18 protein-coding genes and 6 pseudogenes are annotated in these 19,028 nt (G+C 68.4%); 15 read left to right on the top strand and 9 right to left on the bottom strand.

All coding sequences use genetic code 11. The annotated features are described in order from the left end of the window. Positions 1 to 225 precede the first annotated feature (225 nt). A pseudogene (locus ABZY44_RS33610) lies at positions 226 to 498 on the bottom strand (transposase); the annotation flags it as partial. 135 nt (positions 499 to 633) lie between these two features. Then, the gene (locus ABZY44_RS33615) at positions 634 to 1,200 is read right to left on the bottom strand and encodes an NPCBM/NEW2 domain-containing protein (RefSeq protein WP_356660582.1); all 567 of its coding nucleotides are present in this window, start codon (positions 1,198 to 1,200) and stop codon (positions 634 to 636) included. Positions 1,201 to 1,915: 715 nt separating this feature from the next. On the opposite strand from ABZY44_RS33615, the gene ABZY44_RS33620 reads away from it, so the two are divergent. After that, a complete protein-coding gene (locus ABZY44_RS33620; RefSeq protein WP_356660584.1) occupies positions 1,916 to 3,940 on the top strand; it encodes an NACHT domain-containing protein in 2,025 nt (674 codons plus the stop codon). A gap of 293 nt (positions 3,941 to 4,233) precedes the next feature. Here the strand turns inward: ABZY44_RS33620 and ABZY44_RS33625 are convergent, their stop codons facing one another. The 3 genes from ABZY44_RS33625 to ABZY44_RS33635 form a co-directional block, all read right to left on the bottom strand. Further along, positions 4,234 to 4,578, bottom strand: coding sequence for a hypothetical protein (locus ABZY44_RS33625; protein WP_356660586.1), 345 nt, complete (start codon positions 4,576 to 4,578; stop codon positions 4,234 to 4,236). Between the two features lie 168 nt (positions 4,579 to 4,746). After that, entirely contained in the window at positions 4,747 to 5,490 is a 744-nt protein-coding gene (locus ABZY44_RS33630; protein WP_356660588.1) for an IS3 family transposase, read from the bottom strand. After that, positions 5,405 to 5,767, bottom strand: a complete 363-nt coding sequence (locus ABZY44_RS33635) for a transposase (RefSeq protein ID WP_356660590.1) — start codon at positions 5,765 to 5,767, stop codon at positions 5,405 to 5,407. The genes ABZY44_RS33630 and ABZY44_RS33635 overlap by 86 nt, the downstream gene beginning before the upstream one ends. A gap of 136 nt (positions 5,768 to 5,903) precedes the next feature. Between ABZY44_RS33635 and ABZY44_RS33640 the strand changes: the two genes are divergently transcribed. Further along, positions 5,904 to 7,097, top strand: coding sequence for a PASTA domain-containing protein (locus ABZY44_RS33640; protein ID WP_356660592.1), 1,194 nt, complete (start codon positions 5,904 to 5,906; stop codon positions 7,095 to 7,097). Positions 7,098 to 7,264: 167 nt separating this feature from the next. Then, positions 7,265 to 7,687: a hypothetical protein gene (locus ABZY44_RS33645; protein WP_356660594.1), complete on the top strand. Its 423-nt coding sequence runs from the start codon at positions 7,265 to 7,267 to the stop codon at positions 7,685 to 7,687. A 27-nt stretch (positions 7,688 to 7,714) separates the two neighbouring features. Here the strand turns inward: ABZY44_RS33645 and ABZY44_RS33650 are convergent. Next, a pseudogene (locus ABZY44_RS33650) lies at positions 7,715 to 7,850 on the bottom strand (IS5/IS1182 family transposase); the annotation flags it as partial. Positions 7,851 to 8,164: 314 nt separating this feature from the next. On the opposite strand from ABZY44_RS33650, the gene ABZY44_RS33655 reads away from it, so the two are divergent. After that, entirely contained in the window at positions 8,165 to 8,752 is a 588-nt protein-coding gene (locus ABZY44_RS33655; RefSeq protein WP_356660596.1) for a hypothetical protein, read from the top strand. A gap of 286 nt (positions 8,753 to 9,038) precedes the next feature. On the opposite strand, the gene ABZY44_RS33660 is transcribed toward ABZY44_RS33655, so the two are convergent. Beyond that, entirely contained in the window at positions 9,039 to 9,332 is a 294-nt protein-coding gene (locus tag ABZY44_RS33660; RefSeq protein WP_356660598.1) for a hypothetical protein, read from the bottom strand. A gap of 520 nt (positions 9,333 to 9,852) precedes the next feature. Between ABZY44_RS33660 and ABZY44_RS33665 the strand changes: the two genes are divergently transcribed. The 4 genes and pseudogenes from ABZY44_RS33665 to ABZY44_RS33680 all read left to right on the top strand — a co-directional run. After that, positions 9,853 to 10,554, top strand: coding sequence for a hypothetical protein (locus ABZY44_RS33665; protein ID WP_356660600.1), 702 nt, complete (start codon positions 9,853 to 9,855; stop codon positions 10,552 to 10,554). 134 nt (positions 10,555 to 10,688) lie between these two features. After that, positions 10,689 to 10,862, top strand: a pseudogene (locus ABZY44_RS33670) (IS21 family transposase); the annotation flags it as partial. A 405-nt stretch (positions 10,863 to 11,267) separates the two neighbouring features. After that, entirely contained in the window at positions 11,268 to 12,254 is a 987-nt protein-coding gene (locus ABZY44_RS33675; RefSeq protein ID WP_356660602.1) for a hypothetical protein, read from the top strand. Between the two features lie 56 nt (positions 12,255 to 12,310). Beyond that, positions 12,311 to 12,556 (top strand): annotated as a pseudogene (locus tag ABZY44_RS33680) (site-specific recombinase); the annotation flags it as partial. 225 nt (positions 12,557 to 12,781) lie between these two features. Here the strand turns inward: ABZY44_RS33680 and ABZY44_RS33685 are convergent. Further along, on the bottom strand, positions 12,782 to 12,970 hold the full coding sequence (locus ABZY44_RS33685) for a hypothetical protein (RefSeq protein WP_356660614.1): 189 nt from the start codon (positions 12,968 to 12,970) through the stop codon (positions 12,782 to 12,784). A gap of 229 nt (positions 12,971 to 13,199) precedes the next feature. Between ABZY44_RS33685 and ABZY44_RS33690 the strand changes: the two genes are divergently transcribed. Continuing rightward, a complete protein-coding gene (locus tag ABZY44_RS33690) occupies positions 13,200 to 13,880 on the top strand; it encodes a tetratricopeptide repeat protein (protein WP_356660604.1) in 681 nt (226 codons plus the stop codon). Between the two features lie 104 nt (positions 13,881 to 13,984). On the opposite strand, the gene ABZY44_RS33695 is transcribed toward ABZY44_RS33690, so the two are convergent. Further along, positions 13,985 to 15,169 (bottom strand): methyltransferase domain-containing protein, encoded by a 1,185-nt coding sequence (locus ABZY44_RS33695; protein WP_356660606.1) that lies wholly within the window; start codon positions 15,167 to 15,169, stop codon positions 13,985 to 13,987. Between the two features lie 1,331 nt (positions 15,170 to 16,500). On the opposite strand from ABZY44_RS33695, the pseudogene ABZY44_RS33700 reads away from it, so the two are divergent. The 6 genes and pseudogenes from ABZY44_RS33700 to ABZY44_RS33725 form a co-directional block, all read left to right on the top strand. Then, positions 16,501 to 16,641: pseudogene (locus ABZY44_RS33700) on the top strand (IS5/IS1182 family transposase); the annotation flags it as partial. Positions 16,642 to 16,713: 72 nt separating this feature from the next. Continuing rightward, positions 16,714 to 17,151 (top strand): hypothetical protein, encoded by a 438-nt coding sequence (locus ABZY44_RS33705; RefSeq protein WP_356660608.1) that lies wholly within the window; start codon positions 16,714 to 16,716, stop codon positions 17,149 to 17,151. Positions 17,152 to 17,330: 179 nt separating this feature from the next. Then, positions 17,331 to 17,680, top strand: a pseudogene (locus ABZY44_RS33710) (transposase); the annotation flags it as partial. 17 nt (positions 17,681 to 17,697) lie between these two features. Then, positions 17,698 to 17,850 (top strand): hypothetical protein, encoded by a 153-nt coding sequence (locus tag ABZY44_RS33715; protein WP_356660616.1) that lies wholly within the window; start codon positions 17,698 to 17,700, stop codon positions 17,848 to 17,850. 368 nt (positions 17,851 to 18,218) lie between these two features. After that, positions 18,219 to 18,596, top strand: coding sequence for a hypothetical protein (locus tag ABZY44_RS33720; RefSeq protein ID WP_356660610.1), 378 nt, complete (start codon positions 18,219 to 18,221; stop codon positions 18,594 to 18,596). Between the two features lie 10 nt (positions 18,597 to 18,606). Further along, positions 18,607 to 18,753: a hypothetical protein gene (locus ABZY44_RS33725; protein WP_356660612.1), complete on the top strand. Its 147-nt coding sequence runs from the start codon at positions 18,607 to 18,609 to the stop codon at positions 18,751 to 18,753. Positions 18,754 to 19,028 lie beyond the last annotated feature (275 nt).

Here is a 19,028-nt window from a genome sequence, read left to right on the forward strand (position 1 = left end):
CTCGGGGCGCCATAGGCGCGGCGGGACTCCTCGTGGATCTGCCCGATCTCGGCCACCAGCTCGTCCCCCTCGCACGCTGTGACGGCGGCGGCCGGAGACGGGCGGCGAGGTAGGCGTAGTAGCCGGCGCGGGAGACCTTCAGGGCCCGGCACAGCAGCGACACGTTGCAGCCGTCAGGGCGGTCGGGGCCGACCTTCTCCACGTCGACGAACGCGTAGCGTGCGGCTACGACTGCTTCGTCTTGTGGTTCGCGAAGAAGGCGGTCGCTTTCCCCAGCACATCGATGGTCTGCTCCATCTCACGGACCCTGCAGCTCAGGCGGACGAGCTCCTCGCACTCGGCCGTGGTCAACGCTCCCGCCGACCCCTGCTCATGGTCGGTTTTGTCCCGGTTGACCCAGTTCCGCAGCCCCTCGGCGCTGACGCCGATATCCCGGGCGACCTCGGTGACCGTCCTGCCCGACGAGTACACCAGAGCCACCGCGTCGCGCTTGAACTCGGCCCTGTACCGCTAGCTCGTATTGCTCTTCTTGCTCACTACCTGAGACTGCTTCCTCCGGGACTGTCCGTCCCAGTATCAGGCTGTCCAGCTCACAGGGGGAACTTCAGGGTGTCCGCCGGGGGCTCGTGCGCGTCAGCCCAGTGTCGGCTGGGCGATCACGAGGGTCGGTCCTGTGACGTTGTTGCAGTCCGACGCCTGGTAGGTGATTGTCAGTCGGGTGACGCCTGTGACGTCGGCAGTCAGCGTTCTTGGGTCGCCGAGGACCGCCTGCGCAGTCGCCAGCGGCCGCCCATCCCCGATGACGTCCACCGTGATCGGCACACTCGTCTTCGAGTCGTCGGCGATCCCGACTGTGGCGGTGAGCTTCTTCCAGGAGTTGGCGAGGTTGTAGCCCGTCGAATGCTTGTCGCAGGTTCTTCTCACTAGGGCGTCCGGAAAGGACTTCCCTTTCAGCGAGGTCGCTCCACGCGCGAGCGGGAACACGTTCGGGTCGTCGTTGATCGGCTCCAGCAGTGTGAGGGAGGAGCTCTGCGGCCCGCTCGGCGAGGCAGGCAGCGGCGTGTGCGTACCCGGGGCGCCGCCAGGGGTGACGGTGACCGTTGCGGTCGGACCGGCAACGGTCTGGGTCGCCGTGGCGCTGACGGCAGTCGGCGGCCTCACCACGGTCGGCAGGCCGAAGAAGCCCAGGCACAGTCCCACGACCCCTGTCCCTGCCGAGACCAGTCCGGCGATCTCCCCCCGAGTCCAGACATGCCCACGCCGCACTAAGCCGCTTTCCGGTCGGCCCACAGACGGCGGCTCCTGCCCGACGGGTCCACCCGGTTCCTCAACGCTCATTGTCTCCCCCTCCGTCGAAGGCTTGATCGTGCCACCCCCGGCACCCGGCCGGAAGACGCCCGACGGGCCCACCCTCCGTCCCCAGGACAGTCCGAGCCACCTGGACCCACCACCGGTGTTACGCCACACGTGATCGCCGCGGCCTCGCTCGTCACCCCTCCGGCAATCTTCGCCCAGAACGCTCGCTCCACCTCCCGTCGGATCGGGGGCCGCCCCGGCGACCGCATCACCGGACGCCCTGTCAGCCATGCGGCCCATCCCGCTGGCCGACCCATCCAACGCCTTCAGGCTCAAGGTGTTGTGACGATCAGTTGAACCCACCGTCTCTATCGAACCTGGAAGGTTCACTTCTTCCCATGGCAGGAATGACACGGTGCTGGGGTTGTCCGCTCGGCTTCTGCCGCAGCAAGGGCGCTCGGCGGCTTGGTTCCACTCAGCTCCAGCGCGGCGCTCCCGCGCCGGGTGATTGGTAGGGGGCATGCTGTGAGAGGTGAGAGGCGCACGACAGCGGAAATGGGTTCGATCCTCAGGCGGGCTGCTGCTCGCCTCGGCGTGTCTGGCTGTCGGCTTCTGGGCCGTGGTCACGTTCATCAGCGGCAACCTGACCACGTCCGACAAGCTGGGTGTGTTCGGGCTGTTGCTCGCGCTGCTGCCCCTGTCCGGCGCAGCGGCGAAGATGCTCAAGCCGTCGTCCGAGGTAGACCTCGTCCAAACGGCCCGGGAACTCGCTGAAGCGGTGGAGACAAGTGAACTGGCGCAGCGCACCCGGTTGCTGGGCGGCGACAACCAGCCCATCGATGTCGCCTTCACCTTCCGCGCCGCTCCGTCCCGAGTAGCTGTTGGTGCTGCGCCTACTGGCCGTCTCAGCGAGATCAGCGGCTACTACCGCCGCATCCAGCCCCGGCGGCTGCTTATTACCGGAGCCGCAGGGGCAGGCAAAACAGTCCTGGCCGTGGAACTCATGCTGGGCCTGCTCGAGAAGCGGGAAGCAGACGAACCCGTACCGGTTCGCATGGCCCTGGCCGGCTGGGACACCACCCGGCCACTGGACGCATGGATGACCGGCGAGCTAGCAGATACCTACCAGCTGAGCTTGACGACCGCCAGGCGCTTGATCGATCGACGCTGCGTCCTACCGGTGCTGGACGGTCTGGACGAAATGGACGCCGGAGTCGGCGACGACGAACCGTGCCGCGCCGCTGAAGCCTTGGCCGGCCTCAACCGGTACCAGGCCGGCCGTCAAATGGCGCCCGTAGTGGTGACCTGCCGGGCCACCACCTACGACGCGCTGGCGGCGAGGATCCGTCTCCTTGACGCAGCCTGCATCGACGTATCATCCGTAACCGCCGGGCAGGCCCAGAACTTCGTTACCGCCCGGGTCTTCACACCCGACGATTGGCAGCCGGTCATCGACGACGCGCGTCGGCACCCGCAGGGAGCAGCCGCCCACGTGCTGTCCACCCCGTGGCTGCTGACCCTGGCGGTGACCGTCTACCAGGCTGAAGGTGACCCCCGCGAGCTGCTCGGCTTCACCGGCCCTGCGGCGTTGCGCAGCCACCTCCTTGACCGCTTCGTGCCCGCCGCCATCGAACTCCACAAGCGCGCAGGAAATCGCACCTACCGACCAGAGGAGGTCGGGCGCTGGCTCGGGCTCCTCGCCCGCTACCTGACCGACAACGCCCGTGAACGCCGCACCAAGAGTGGCCACCTGCTGTCCAGCACCGACCTGGTCTTGCATCGGATCTGGCCACTCGCTGGCAAGCGAGCCCGCGCAGTAGACATCGCAATCAGCAGTATCCCCGGACTGGTCATTCTTTCCTGGCTAGTACCCGTCTCTATCGATGAGCACGCCCAGATCCCCGCAAGCATGGTCCTGGCGCTGCTGACCATCGGCTGGATCTGTATCGCGGCCAGGATTGCCTGGCCCGCCCCCAAGAGCATCTCCCCCGGCCGGCTCCGCACTCCTGAGGGACGGCGCGCCGTCGCCGGACCGGTAGCCTTCGGCGTCTCCCTGGCGCTCGCCGTTTCCCTGGCCACCGTCCTGCCGAATCTCGGACCCGACTACTCGCTCGCCTATGGCACTGTCAGCGCCATGACCCTGCTCTTCCCGATCGGGCTGGTCGGAGGCTTCGCTTTCGGGCTTCGGCGCAACCTGGAGACCACGGCATCCAGCAGAGGCCCGAACGCCCTCGTCCGGGCAGATCTGCGCTCTGGAGTGCTGGTCGGCTTCAGCGCCGCGGCCGCTTCCACCCTCCCCTTGGTGATCAACAACAGCGTTACCTATCACGAGTCGCCGCTGTCCCTGTCCACCCTTGGCGTCGCTGTCATCCTGACGGTGATCTCCGGCAGCGTCTTGGCCGTACTCTGCGGGCTCATCTGGGCCGGAGCCTGGCGTCGCTACTTCTCCACGTTGCTCTGCACACGCGGACGCCTGCCGTGGCGCCTGGGACGCTTCCTCGCCTGGGCTTCCGACGCCGGCCTGCTCCGGATCGCCGGGAACGCGTACCAGTTCAGGCACCATGAACTCCAGGACCATCTCGCAGATGCTACGGCCCGCGCCGCTGGGCTAGCGGCAGGCGGAGCACCCCGCAGCCGCGCATGATATATCGACGGCAAAGCTGCTCCTTCCGGCCAGCGCGTCATCCCCGTGACACCTCCCGCAGCGCGCCGCACGGGCACAATCGATACCCCTCGTGGACACCCTTGCTAAGTGGGCCAGCCTCGCGGCGACCGTGGTGACGGTGCTCGCCGCCCTCGCAGAACTGGGCGTCGGCTGGGTCTGAGGCCGGCTTTTGTGGGGCTGCCGGGCCAGCGTTGCGAGTTCCCGGACCGCGATGGTTCCGGGAACTCACGCGTTGGGCTCCGTCGCCATCCCCAGGCACGGGACGGCCGGGATCATTCCCGCTTATCAGCCCTGGCCGCGTACCTGGCCTGGACGTGGTGGAGCAGGGAGCGGGTGTGCTGGGTCAGAGGCCGGTGCTGACTCTCATCAATCACCAGAGCCATCAGAACATGGTCCGGGCCGCCTCTTACAGCGTCGCGGACCGCTGAGACACGGAGGTTGGGCCAGTAGCGGCCGTGCGCGAACCCTGAGGCGGCGCGCCACACCGTGGTGACCTTGCGGGGCTGGAGCCCGGCGCGTTCGGCGGCGTCCTCTATCAGCTTCCCGGCTTCCGGCTTGGCCAGCTTGTCGCGGATGCCCAAGCTCCCGGCGAGGGCGCGATTTCCTGGACCGCTCACGGCCCGTTCTGCCACCGGTGCCCGGTGTGTGGTCGGTTTCTTCCTCGTGCTGGGCCCGGTTGCGTATGTCCTCACGCCACAGACGCAAGGTCCGGCGTCGGCGCTCGGTGCGATCAGGGCCGTCCAGGAGCCAGGCGGCCGTAGCGAAGTTCTCCAGCGCACCGCGCATCAACGTCCATGGGCTCGTCGGGTCCATCGGCGTCCCGTACGAGCCTGCGCAACGCGTCCGCGTGGGCGACCCCCGCGGTGAAGGAGTTCCGGATCAGCGTCGAGGCGCCGTACTGCCCCAGGGGCGCGTCGTCGGCAGCCAGACTGCTGGAGGGGGTCGGCGTTCGCGCGGGCGGAGGTTTCCCAGGCCACGGCCCGGCGGGAGAACGCGTCGCGGATCGCGGACAGCCACAACGGGCCCTCCAGTGTCGCGATCATGGTCAGGTCGGTGATCCACAGCCGGTTCGGCGCGGGTGCGGTGAAGTCGCGCTCGACCAGGTCAGGGGCCAGTTCGGCGTCCGGGTCGCGGCGGGTGAAGCCCTTGCCCCGGCGGGGACTGATCCCGGCGAGGCCCGCCTGGCGCATGAGCCGTTCGACGCGCTTGCGGCCGACGTTGACGTCCTCGCGCTTGAGGACGGCGTGCACGCGCGGGGATCCGTAGATCCCGCCGGACTCGTCGTGGACCTTGCGGATCCGGTCCGTCAGCTCGACGTCCCGGCGGCGGCGCTCGCACGGCTCGGACTCGGCCCGGCGCCACCGGTAGTAGGTGGAGGAGGGAATGTTCAGTTCCCGGAGTACGTGTTCGACCCCAGGTGCGGGTGCGCATCGAGGAGCGCCGTCACCTGGGCCGGGTCGGGTCGAGCTGGGCCGCGAAAAAAGCCGAGGCCGTCCGCAGGACCTCGTTCGCCCGCTTGAGCTGGACATTCTCCTTCCGCAGAGCCGTCAGTTCCTCGCGCTCGGCGGTCGTGAGGAGATCGCCTCGATCGCCGGCGTCGGCCTCGGCCTGCCGGATCCAGTTCCGCAGGGCCTCGTGGTGCACACCGAGTTCCTCTGCCATACGACGGATCACCGGCTTCGGCTCCGTGGTCCGATACATCCGGGCCGCACGCTCACGCAACTCCAACGGATATTTCCTCGGTGCAGACGTCGTCTGGACTCCTCTCATGAGACCCATCTGACCCCCTGTCACCACATCCCGCATCTCGGGGGAACCTCAGGCTGGAGCACATGCGCCGCATTGGCGAGGAGGGTCGCCGGGGGTGAATCACGGCGTTCACCCCCTCGCCCGGCCTCGCTGAGACATGATGTCCCGGCGGGGCCACGCCCATCCTGGGCGGATGGTCCGTGTGCCGGGCGCGGCGGAAGCCGTTCGTCCTCCTCGCTACGATCCGGCAGTCGCATTGATGCTTTCTGTAACCGAGGAGTCTGCAGTGGCCTACGGCCAGCCGCCGCCCTATCCGTATACACCCCCTCCAGCCCCGATAATCCCCTGGTGGCAGACCTCGGGAGCCCGTCTCGCGTCCATTGGTGCGGCGGCCGTCAGCATGGCGCTCGTCGAGGCGCTGGGCATTCTCCTCATGTTCGCGTCCATAGCCATGATCTGGATTAGCACGGGCGGGTTGAGGCATCCGTGGAAGGTGTGGCAGCGGATCGCCGCAACGGTCGGCACCCTGCTGCTCTGCCTGATCGTGGCGGGCATCGCGCACCCGGTGGAGAAGAACGACGACACGAAGGCTGCGGCTACGCCGGCGGCGGCCGCCACGTCGAAAGCACCGGAGACGCCCGCACCGGCGGCTGTGCCGCGGCTGTCGGACTACACAGGCAAGGCCCTGAGCGAGGCACGGAAGGGCGCCGAGGCGGCGCAGTACACGGTTGGCAACCGCGATGCCTCGAGCGAGTCCCGCGGGGTCGTCCTGGCGGGGAACTGGACTGTGTGTTTCCAGAAGGTCTCCGACCTGGCCGACGGGAAGAAGGGCGTGGACTTCTCCGTGGTCAAGGAGGGCGAGCCCTGTCCGAAGGAGGACGGTGGTGCGCTGCCGTGGCCGGTGATGCCGGATGTGGTGGGCGCCACCTACAACAAGGCGGTGGCGGATCTCAAGGCAGCGGGTGTGCCTCTGGAGCGGGTGAAGCTGGAGGACGTCTACCTGGACACGGACACACCCACTGAGGATCAGGCCGCGAAGGACGGCGAGGAGTGGCACGTCTGCTTCCAAGACCCGGGCAAGGACGGCAAGGTCACGTCGACCACGACAGTCCGTCTGGACCTGGGCAAGTGGAGCGACGCGTCCCTGGTGAAGAACTGTCCGGCTGCCAAGGGCACCACGTACCAGATCCCGGCGAACGATCCCGACTACAAGCGCCCCGGGACCTCGACGGGAGATGACGACTCGTCGAACTCGGGCGGGTCGACGGGCGGCGCTGCGAAGACCGTGCACCCAGGGGCGTTCTGCTCGCCGACCGGAGCGGTCGGCACAGCGAACGGGAAGACGTACACCTGCAAGGGGCCCGGTCAGAACCGCTGGCGCCAGTAACCTGCGCCCTCTCGAAGCCCCTCCGCCGCCCGGCCGGAGGGGCCCTCTTAAAGAGCGTTTTTTCCTGGCAGGGGTGTTTGGTATCGCCGGGTTGCTTGAGGAGTTCTGCCGGTGCGGGGGCCCTGGTCTGGGCAGTCGATGTCAGCGTCAGGTGAGAGGATCACGCGATGCCTCTGCCTCAGCCCGATGATCTGACCTCGCTGGTCCTGCGTACCGACTTCGGTGACGATGGGGCTTGGGACGCGGTTCGAGCCGCATTCGACGCGGCTGGCGAGTACACCCATGCCACGTATGTCAGCGAGCATCGCTTTGCCGGCGTGGGGGTCCAGGCCTTGATGGCTGAAGAGGCTGCTGCGGACGAAGACGAGCAGATCGTTTACATGTTTCTGGCGGACGCAGCCACGATGAAGGATCCGGGTCACCCGCTCCTGGCCGTGGACCTCTCGGACGAACCTGGGCGGACGTTCAGGGTGCCCGCTCGGTGGTTTCCTGACATCTCGGCCAACCTCAGCATCGCCAACATGGACTTTGCGGAGTTCGCCGACGCCGCTGATGATTCAGGGACATTCCGCGGCTTTGACCAGGGCTGACGCTTCTGGTTGCGGCCCGTTTGGGCGCTATGTACCGCGCCAGTTCAGCGTGGCTTCTCGGGTGAGGCGGCGGCATCAGGTCGATCGTCGCGAGGCGGATCATTGCTTCGGAGCGGGTGGGCAGGGCTTCGTAGTCGCGGGCCAGGCGTCGATGGTGCATCAGTTACTCCACTTTCCGGCTTGAGTTGGCCCCAGGGGTGGGGGCGTACGGGAGCGTTCGGGGGTTGTGCCGGTCTCATCTGGCCCCACCGGATGGCGGGTGGTGGGACGGTCGTGGTGGGCCACCGCGTGGGGGCGATGCCGGATGGAGTTGTCGAGGGAAGAGCTGTTCCTGCGGATCCGTCGTGACTCGTGGCAGGAGGCCTGTCGATGCGGGCTTTGGCCCGCAAGTACGGTGTTCACCGCCGGTGGGTACGTGAGGCTCTGGTGTCACCGGTGCCCAGGCCTCGGAAGAGGCCGGTACGGTCGTCGCCCCGGTTGGAGCCGTTCAAGAAGACGATCGACGAGTGGCTCCTTGGAGATCTGGAGACACCGCCGAAGCAGCGACACACCGTTCAGCGGATCCTGACGCGGCTGCGGCAGGAGTGCGGGGCCGATATCGCCTACACGACTGTGTGGGACTACGTCTCCCGTCGGCGCCGGGAGATCGCCGAGTCAGCCGGCGCGGCGCCGACGGCAGGGTTCGTGATCCGCCACAACCGTCCGGGCATGGACGCTGAGGTTGACTTCGGCGAGGCATGGGTCGATCTGGCCCGCGAGCGCACGAAGTGCTTCGTGTTCGCCCTCCGTCTCACCTACTCGGGCAAGGCGGTTCACCGCATCACGACTTCCTGTGGGCAGGAAGCCTTCTTGGACGGCCACGTTCACGCCTTTCGAACCTTGGGTGGGATTCCAGGCGGTCAGATCCGCGACGACAACCTCTCTCCGGCGGTCTCCCGGGTGATCCACAAGAGCCGGTCGAGGGAGGAACATCCCAGGTGGGAAGAGTTCAGGCGGCATTTTGTCCATGTTCCCGTGGGTTCCCGCTGCCTCCCGACTGCGTCGGCGACCTCGATGGCTGCTTGATCTGGGGCTTCCGGTCTCCTGGACACGATCGGGTGATTGCTGCTCGTTTCTCAGAAATCCTGAAGTCTTCTCGGCTGTCATGGCGGAGTCGTTGGATAGCTGAAGAGGAGGAACGGGATGGCACTGGCCGTTGTGCGCGATCTGCGGCCGGAGCTCCGGCTGGAGACTTCCGAGGAGGTCGCTGCCTTCGAGCAGGATCTGCTGGCGGCGAGCGGGTGGAGACGTCCAGCGCGATCTCGTGGAGGTAGTTGAGAGCTGACCGTTGACCGCCGGTGGCGGGTCCTGGTCAGTCTCCGTTGAATACCACGTAGCGATGCGAGAGCCGTTCGACGGTCCGGGCCAGGGCGAGCACTTCTTCGGCTGCCTCCGCGACGGCGGCCGGTGCGCTCGTGCCGAGCTGGGTGAGTTCGGGGATCACCAGCCGCATCTGGGAGCGGTTGAAGACGGTGTCGTCGTACTTGTCGACGTAGCCGATTCCGGGCAAGCCGTCATTCGCCGCGTGCTGGCAAAGTGCGTCGAGTGCCGGGTGACAGCAGGTTGCCTCGATGGTCCCGGTGTAGCTTCGAATGATCACGCTCATCCCCATCAGGTCAACCTATCGGGGACTGTGAGAGCAAACCTGATGTTTTGTGCTGGCCCACCCGCTGACGATGTCCCTGGAACCTGGCATGATGTGCACCATGACGCAGACCCGAAAGGCCGATGGCGCGTAGGCCGCCCGGCGCCATCCGCTCTCAGCGGTGGCCAGCCCGCAGCGATGCTCGTCCCATCCGCCAGATTCCCGGCATTTCCCGCCGAACCCGGTCGGCCATCCACCGGATCGAAGCGCAGCATCTCGGGCGCGGTGCCGTCGCCGAGGCCCTGCACCGATACGAGCGCTTCCTCCACCAACCCGGCCGATACCTCTATTTGGCTTGGGACGACTGCCCCTGCTGCGACCCGACGGACGCTCGGGACATCCTCGAAGACGCGCTCCGTCGACTGCCGTCTGCAGCCCGGGCGGGGCTCCGCAGGATCGTCGCCCGGCTGGACGAGGAGTTCCTCCGTCGAACCCTGCCCGATCCTTGGGCCGCGTCTGTCAGTTCATGGCATGCGGCAGCATGGTGGCGGCAGAGAATCCGGGAGATATGACCGCTGACCTTCTGCCGGGCGGCGTTCTTCTCAACCACGATGAGACGGACATCATCGAGCGGGCGCTCTTCATCGCCATCCATCACCGACGCCCACCTGCGGACGCTGACCCTTCGGTGGACACGTGCCGAGACCTCTTCCATGAGCTTCGTCGCGTCAGGGCGACGGAACAGCTTCCGGCCCCCGATCCTCACCGACCCGCCGCCGACGGAGTCCGACTGCGGCGCGGGCTGGTGAACCGCGTCCTGATCTCGGGGACTGCCTGGTCCACCGCCCGGTCGGTCCTACTCTTGGCCTGCTTCGACGACACCTTGTGCGAGCACGACTTCCAGACCATCGTGGGCTGGCCGCGGAGCGACTTCCACGCCCTCGCGGGCGAGTACGAGGTCACGGACGCCGAGAGCCTGCGGGCCGAGCTGTTCCGGGCCCGCGCGTTGGAGGACGGTGTCCGACACCGCAAGCTGCTGACCTTCGCACTCGACCACATGGGCATGGAGCCGAACCGCAGGGATGTGGAAGCGGTGGAGCGAAGCCTTTCCGCTCTGGCCAGCACTTGCGATGCGGCCGTCCTGACCGCTTTGCTCGCCAGAACTCGGGCCAGGGCCGTGGGAGTCGGACGACGATCCAGGGGCGCGGAGGCTGGTCGCCGCGGCCGACGGGCCGCCTGGTGAAAGCTGTTCGTCTGTCGGCGTACACGTGAACGTCCCCAGCCTCGTACGAAGGAAAAGGGACAGTTGCTGATGCGGTGAGACCTGCTGCTCGGCAATCTGCTGCTTGGTCGATTCGGGCGGCGGAGGGGCTGGCAGTGGTCTTGGATCCGCAGCGTTGGCTGGATCTCCGGCGATTTCGTGGCTCGCTGGAGTCCGGGGCGATGAGCCTGTCGGAGATCGCCAGGGAGACTGGCCTGGACCGTAAGACGGTCCGTCAGTACCTGTCGGCACCGGGTCCGGCGACGCCTCCGCGGCGGTCACCGAGTGGGGTGAGTCAAAACAACTCCCCACTGCAGGTCAGAGAACCGCAGCCCCGCTACTCACCGGGCATCTGGTGACATCACCTCCGAGCCTGTGCGCCTCGGAGGTTTCACGTCCTGGTGGCCGTTGGGCGGAAGGTAGCCGGCAGCCTTCCTGGCCGCGCGTCGTTTTCATGTCCGTCCAGGACCTGCCAAGGGCGCTGGTTTGTGGGTGTGATTCCATCGCCACCTGTCAGAGATCCAGATGCTGTTGGGGGATGCGTCATGGTGGGAACTATGTCCGGGCACAGGGGCGCACGCGTAGCAGCCGTGGGGGCCATGGCAGGGTTGGCGTTTGTTGCCGCCGGGTGCTCGCCGACGACGGAGAAAGCCGCGCCGGCTTCCGGTACTACGACCGCTTCCGCGGTACCCCTGGTGATCACTCCAGAAGAAGCCGACAAGGTCCTCGAGGAGCAGCTGCGCAAAGCGACCGTCGCGACCGACGAGGCCGGGTTGGCGGCGGTGGAGACCGGCCTGTTGCTGGAGGAGAGCCGTACGGCGCAGCGCCTGAGCCGGTCGCCGGATGCCCTTGTCATGCGACGGGCCATGGCCCGGCCGGAGTATCTGATCCCGTCGGAGCGGGATCAGCCAGGCTACCCGCGGTCGTTCGTGGTGCTCTACCGGTCAGAGGAGAAGAAGCAGACGGAGAGGACCGAGCGGACGGCTGGGTTGTACTACTTCCTACAGGCGGAGGCGGGCTGCCCGTGGAAGGCCGCTGCCAAGACCTGGGCCATCGACAAACCGGCCGTGGACTTTCAGTCGGGTGAGTTCGACGACCACTTCTACGGGAATTTTCACTTCGAGGTGCGGGACAAGCCCATCGCCGCCGTTGTACGGGATGCGTCCGGTGCCGTGGCGCTGTCGCCGACCGCGGCCGAGGACCGGAGCGTATGCGGCCGGTTCGCGCAGTACCTGAGTTTCACGGCTCCGGATGGGAAACCGGAGAGCGAGCATTTCGTGCCGGGCAAACTCACCGGCGAGGTCGTCGCGTACTACAACAGCGAGGAAGGCAAGTCCTACGACGGCCGCGTCACTCGGAGCTACGCCTTCGAGTCTGCGGGGACCGAACTGCCGGTCCTTCGGCTAGCGGACGGAAAGTCCCTGGTCACCTGCTCCCTCGTACGTAAGGACCACTGGGAGGGTACGAAGGGGGCATGGATCTTCAGCCACGGAAACAAGGACACGAGCAACGAGACCAAGAACCGCCTGATGGGCGGCGGCAACAGGAAGTGGCTGAGCACCGACGTACGAAACAGCGTCACCGCGACGATCGAAGTTCCCGCGCAAGGCCCCGCGGACGTGGTCGCCTGCAACTGCCTCAACCCACCGGTGCTCTCCGCGGAGGGAACCCCCGACGAGTAGCGAACAAGGTGGGCAGCTGTCGAACCGGGCCTCGAGAGCGGCCCTCGTGAAACGGCTTGGCACAGACGCGGTGCACGACGGTCGGCATCGAACGGCGGCCGGCACCGCCGGACCTCACCAAGGCCCTGGCCGAGAAGCAGATCGCCGCCCTGTGGCGCCTGGACCTCGACCTGCGGGAGAAGACGCTCTGCAGAATGCTCTACGAGTCGGCCGCGCGGGCCGACGAGGTGCTGTGCCTGAACGTGGAAGACCTGGACTTGCAGGACAAGTGCGGCAGGATCACCGCCAAAGGCGGGGCGACGGAGTGGATTCACTGGCAGTCCGACACCGCCCAGCTCCTGCCCCGACTGATCGCCCGCCGCACCCGCGGCCCGCTGCTCCTCACCGACCGCAAGGCCCAGTCGGAACGCCGACGCTCGACGGGTGCCCGGAGACCGGCCGCGCCCGGCTCTCCTACCGCCGGGCCGAGGAGATCTTCGAGGAGAACACGCGGCTGGTGGCCAACCCGCTCGCCTCACCGAAGGACATCAAGGACCTGGATGGCTGGCCCCTGCACCGGCGGCGAGCTCGATGACGTCGGGCCAGAAGTTACGGACGCGCCCCAGGTTGGGGGCGAACGCTGCCGCGGCCGGCTCCGGAAGGAGGTCGAGCTGCTGGTCCAGCCAGATCCGCCAGGGCTCGCACTCGTCCAGCACCGCCTGGTTGTAGGAAAGCATCCAGTTCTCCGGTGGGCGCTTTCCATAGCGATGACGCTGTTCGGCGACGAACCGGGGGCCGGCCTGGCGAGGTCCCGGCCGACTGTGTCGCCGAGTACGTAGAGACCGATGGCACGTTCGCGGACCCGGTCGGTCCACTCGGTCTCCTCGCCGGCCGGGCACGGTCCGACGGCGTACACGGCGGCGATGACGAGGTCGAGGTCGAGGTCACGAGGTTCACCGGTCCACGATGAGCGACCCGGATCTGCTCCCGGTCACCGGCGTGGGCGCGCCGCCGCGCGGTCTCGTAGGCCAGGTAGCCGGCGTGCCCGAGGTCGACGGTGTCCTTCAGGAGTTCCTCGACGACGAGGACCCAGTCCCCGTCCCGCGCGGCCACCGGGAAGTTGCCGGCGCAGCTGGCCGCCATCCGGCGGGGCAGGCTCGCCTCCTCTGCCGGCGTCCCGGCCGGGGGCCGGGCGAGGACGTGCGGGAGCAGCAGCCGGGCATCAGCGGGATCCAGTCCTCCTCACCGGGATCGGCCTGGAGCAGGTCGAGTCCCTCCTCGGCCGACCACCCCACCACCCTCACCAGCCGCAACAACCTCGCCGTCGTCCTAAATCACCTCGGGCGACACCAGGAAGCCGCCGACCTCAACGCCACCAGGCTCGCCGCCCGCGAAAGCGCCCTCGGCTCCGACCACCCCGACACGCTCACCAGCCGCAGCAATCTCGCCGCGGCCCTGCACGAACTCGGGCGACACCAGGAAGCCGCCGACCTCCACGCCGCCACCCTCGCTGCCCGCGAAAGCGCCCTCGACCCCGACCACCCCGACACCCTCACCAGCCGCAACAACCTCGCCGCCGCGCAGCAGCGCCTGCAGGCCGGGACACGGCGTGGCCGCAGGTGGCGGGTGCGTCGTGTTCACCCGTGAACTGTCGTCGGGTGGCCGGTCGGAGGCGACCTCGCACCACGGCAGAATCAGCTGACGGCAGAGCCGGTTGCCGTCGGCGTGGACGATGAAGCCCGGTTCCAGGATTAGCGAGCGGCGACCGGGCTGGCCGGAGAGCCCGCCCACACGCTGGTCCTTCCGTCCGTCACAGTCAGGCCGTATTTGTCGACACTCGGCCGGCCGAGCTCCTCCCACCGCCGGTAGGCGGCGGTGACTTCATCCCAAAGCCGTCGGGAACCGGCCTGAGCGACGGCGAATTCGGCCGCGGTGCGGCCGTCGAAGTCGACCGTCGCCCAGGATCCGGTAGCGGGGTCCTGAAGCCGGAGGCGGGTGTGCGCGTGGTCGCCGCTGGTGTCCCAGGCGTACGAGGCGCCGGGGACGGTGAGGCCGATGTGGAACTCGGCGTCGAGGTCGCCGCCGGCGACCGCCCACGGGGAAAGCGCCGTCGAGGAGAGCGCTGCTGCGCTGTCGTCACCCGCGGGCGCGGTCGTCGGCGGGTGGGACTCGGCGTGGGGGCGTGCCATGGGCATGAAGGAGGCGAAGGAGTGGAAGCGCCCGTGGGCAGGGCCGGTATCAGTGGCCGTGAGTTCGAGGGTGCCGTAACTGCACCAGGCGGACGTCCAGGGGGCCACGATGCGGCCGCGTGCTGGCCTGAGCCCGGCCAGCCATTCGGGCGGCATGTGGTCGACTGAGAACGTGGCCAGGACGACGTCGTAGGGGCCGTTCGGCGGCCATCCGCCGGCGCCGTCCGCGGCCACGACCGTCGGCGCCCGGCCGACCCGCTTGAGGTTCTCCTGCGCGCTGGCGGCGAGGCCGGGGTCGAGGTCAACGGTGGTCACCTGCTCATCCCCCACCAGGATGCACAGCAGTCCCGCGTTGAAGCCGGTCCCCGCACCCAGCTCCAGTACCCGGGGTGGGGCTTGGTCGTGGCCGTTGGGTTCGGTGAGGCCGGCCAGGAGGAGCATGCGGGCGACCATCGACGGCATGGACGCCGACGAGGACGGCAGACCCTCGGTGAAATGGGTGACCACCGGCTGATCCGTGTATGCCGCGGCCAGCCAGCTGTCGGGATCCGTCGTACGGTCCACGGGCCGATAGCCGCCCGATCCGTCGCGCAGCCAGATCCGGTCGGGCAGGAACCGGTGCCGGGGCACGCGCCGGAAGGCTTCCCGCAGGCGCGCGGGCAGGGGCCGGCCGAGCTGCTCCGCGACCTGGCCGAGCAGCCCGTCGACGAGCGCGCCGGTAGCGGGGGCGTCCGGGGCGGCGGGCACGGCTACTTCTTGGGACTGGGGTTGCTGGGCGGCGGAGGCGGGGGTGGCGGCGGAGGCGGGACAGGCCGGTTGGGCTGATGCCCGTCATCACCGACCGGTGATCGATGCTTGCCCTCCACGATCCCTGACACAGCAGACCTCCCACGAGTCGAGAACCCCCAACGATATAGCCGCGGGGGCAGGCACGGCAGAGCGTATGCCGGACATGACCAGACCCCGCGTGGCTGATTCCCGCCCCCTGTGAGCTGCCCGGGCTCCTTCGGGCGGCTGCTCGCAGGGGGCGGGTGTGCGGTCCCAGCAAAGGGCACTGACAGTCGCGCCGGTTGCTCCGGCAGTTGGCGGCCGGACGGATTCGAGCCAGCGGTTCACGCTGGCGGGCACGGAGTGGGCGAGTTCCTTCTGGGCGGCATAGAGGCAGCGCCCCCGGACGCTCCGGCCGTACGGAGGCGACGGTGGTGCACTGGTCGGTGTATCCGGGAGGCAGATGGCAGTTGCAGTGCTCGTCCACCACCGTGACGGGCAGGCCCCAGCTCGGTGCTGACAGCAGCGCCGCCAGCCGCCGGTGGCCGGCCGGGCCGTGGCCTTCAGCGAAGGTGGGATCGATGATCCAGCGTTCACCGCCGCCGCGTTCGCGGCAGTTGAGCCAGCCGGTCACCGCCAGCGGGACACCCAGTGAACGGATCAGGCCGACCCGCCGCAGCAGACCGCTGGTCAGCCAGTCCGACGCCGGGGCGCCCCGGCGGCCCGGCCGCCGGTAGGGACGCTCGGCCGGGTGCAGACGGTGAGGCCGCCCCTGGTGGCACGGCGTCATTCCCCACGTCCTCATCTCCTGGTCCTGGGTCTCGACCGCCCGCCGGAATTCCTCGGGGTCCAAGCCCAGCAGCACGACGGAGGCGGTCGTGCCCAGCAGGCGCAGCAGCACCTTCCCGTTCTCGACGTGGGTGCGGGCACCGGGTACCCCCGTGATCTGGCCGTATTCGTCAGCGCGCGGCAGCAGCGCTTTGGCCAGGTCCAGGGCCTGGGTCGCGTCGGCGTCGCGCCGCCCGACTACGTCGGGCTCGAAACGGATCAGCAGGCGGTCGGAGCGCGGGTCGACGTACTCGATGCCCCACGGGTGGAGCGTGGGGCATCGCCGCCAGGGCAGAGCGGCCATCACCCGCGCCTCCAGCACCAGCTGGCTCGCCTTCGGCTCCGGGATGAGCAGGGAGCCGGGTGCGGCAGCCTCGACCCGCGCGATCGCGGTCTTCCAGGGCAGCCCGGTGTACAGGCTCAGCAGCTCGGCACGGCGTTCGACGACGGTGGCCTTCATGACTCGGAGACCCTCACAGCAGGCCGACTACCGCGAGCGCCACGCGGTCGAGTGCGGGATCAACCGCCTCAAGCGCCACCGGGCGGTGGCCACGAGGTACGACAAGCTCGCCGTTCGCTACGAGGCCACCGTCACGATCGCCGTCATCAACGAGTGGCTCTGACCTTGCTGGCAACGCTCGGTCAGTGAGAAACGCGGTATCGCTGAAGGTGGTGAGGCATTTAGCCTGTGGCGCATGCATCAGCCTCGTAGGCGCGACCGGCGCATGGCTCGCCGCGTGCCATCTGAGCCGGCCCAGCGCCAGGCGTTCCGACTTCCGGCAGTGGGCGCTGATGTAGTCCTGGTCGGCTATTTCTCTGCGAAGCAGAAGGACTTCGAAGTGCTCATGGCATCGGCAGCCGCAGAATTGGCTGCGCGGGGCGCTCGGGTAGTCGTGCAGATTGTGCAGCGACGGGGTGTCTCGGACGGCGGAGTCCAGAAGATGAGCTTGCCCTACTCCTCGCGGACCCTACTGAGCTACGGGAAGGTCCGCGAGGTAGCTCAGGCCTGTGACCAGGCCAACGCTGACGCAGTGATCTTCGTGCCCACCTTGACCGAGCGTCAGCAGCACACGCTGACAGACATGCTTGGCCGCCCCGCGGTGAGTCTCACCAACATCCTCACCGCCGACTGACCGCTCGCATGAGGCGCCCTTTTGAAACACGCCCTAGCTTGATCTTTAAAACCTTTGACGTCGAACGGTGCGTCGAACTCGATCACTCGGTTCGGTAACCGCCGTACACGGAAGCGGCCTTCGTCTGGATCATGTGCTCCGACCAAGGAACACACACGTCCAGCGCGAAGGCCGTGAGGATGAGTCTGCTGCATTGTGATGCCCGGCGAGAGCCGTTGGCGGAACTGTCACGCTTCCGGGATAACTTCTACTCCTGCCTGACCGCCCGTTCGGACGGGCTGTTCGAGCTGGCTGATGTGTTCTGTGCGGCGACGGGCCGGTGAGATCGCTGGCCGAACTGTCGCTGGTGGGCGAACACCGCCGCGGCCACGGCGGGCTCTACGCCGCTGTGGCTCACGGACGGATCGACATCGCCCGGCTGCGGCAGGCACTGGCGGCGGTGCCGCTGCCGCGGGCTGCCGACGGCCGACTGGTCCTGGCCGTCGACGTCACGTGCTGGCTGCGGCCCGACGCCCACACCTCACCCGAGCTGGCGGCCGGGGCGTATTGCGCAGCACCGACAACGGCCTCACGTGGGAAAATATTTCGAGCGGTCTGCAGAACACCGACACCACCAAGCTGGCCGGCGCCCCCGACGGCCGCACCCTCTACGTCGGCGCGGTCGACGGCGGGGTACACCACCTGAAGCTCCGCCGCTGACACGCCGCACGGGCCTGAGCGGTACCGGCACGTGACCGGAACGGGCGCCGACCGGACCCGGAAGTCCCGGGTTCCGGTCGGCGCCCATTGTCCGTGTACCCATGAAGCTGATTCAGCCGTGTCCTTGCGGCGGCCGTCACGGACGCCAGCGTCCGACGGCCGCCGGCAGTACACCGAAGACTCCCCCGTTGTCGCACACCGGCATCCCGTACACCGCGCAGAGAGCAACGATCACGACGGCGCCGCGCCGCCGGGCAGCACCGCTGAGACCGACCACGCTTTCGCCGCCGCCCCACCGTCACGCTGACCACTCCCACCCCAGGACGCCCCGGCTCTCTCCCGGTTGCCGTGCAGGGGACAATCGACCCATGAGGACACGTACGTTGAGGTTCGATGTCTACGCCGACGAGGCGGGCGTCGCCTGGGTCACGGGAATCGTCCAGGAGGCCGTGGTCGCGCGCAGAGCGCACCTCGTGCGGCTGAGCGTCGTGAAGCGCGGCGCCGGGAGCGGCCAGCCGACCGCCGACGAGGACGGGGGCGGAGGTGAGGGCGACATCCTTGCGGAGCAGTGGGCCCACGAGCACCCCGGCCAGGACAGCGGGACCCGCACCTCCGTCGAGCTGTGCGTCCGCGTGCGCTGCTCCCTGCGGACCCGGCGCGCCCTGCGCAAGGCGGTCCTCGACGCCCTGTGCCCCGCCGGACCGGCTCCCCACATCTGCCGCGTGCCGTGGTCCGTCGGCCTGTAGGGGGAACTCCATGACTCAGGCGTGCGTCGTGCTCGGTGGGACCGCACGAGCACGGCACGAGGGCGCCGTCATCCGCCCGGTGTTCGCGCACGCGCAGCCCGGCATGGCGCAGCCGGTCGAGCGGCCCCGCATCTGCGGATCGAACACCGCACCTTGACCAAGAAGCAGGAGCCGGACGAGGGCGGGGCGACCTGGAGGGCAGTGACGACCAGGAGGTCACTGAGCGCAGCCAGGCCTGTCCAGAGCCACCGGGACGTCGAAGCGCTCGCGGACCCGCGGCAGGGGCAGGTCGTAGGCGAGAGAACCGCCGGCCCGGTCGGCGGCTCCACGCCTTCGACGCTAGGGCCTGTGTGATGTCGTGATCAGCTTCTGAGTTCTTCCCCCTGCGCGGGGTGGAATCCGGTAGGACTGTGGTCGTGACGCGTAGGCAAC

Source organism: Streptomyces sp. NPDC006544, from assembly GCF_040611715.1.
Taxonomy (GTDB): Bacteria; Actinomycetota; Actinomycetes; order Streptomycetales; family Streptomycetaceae; genus Streptomyces.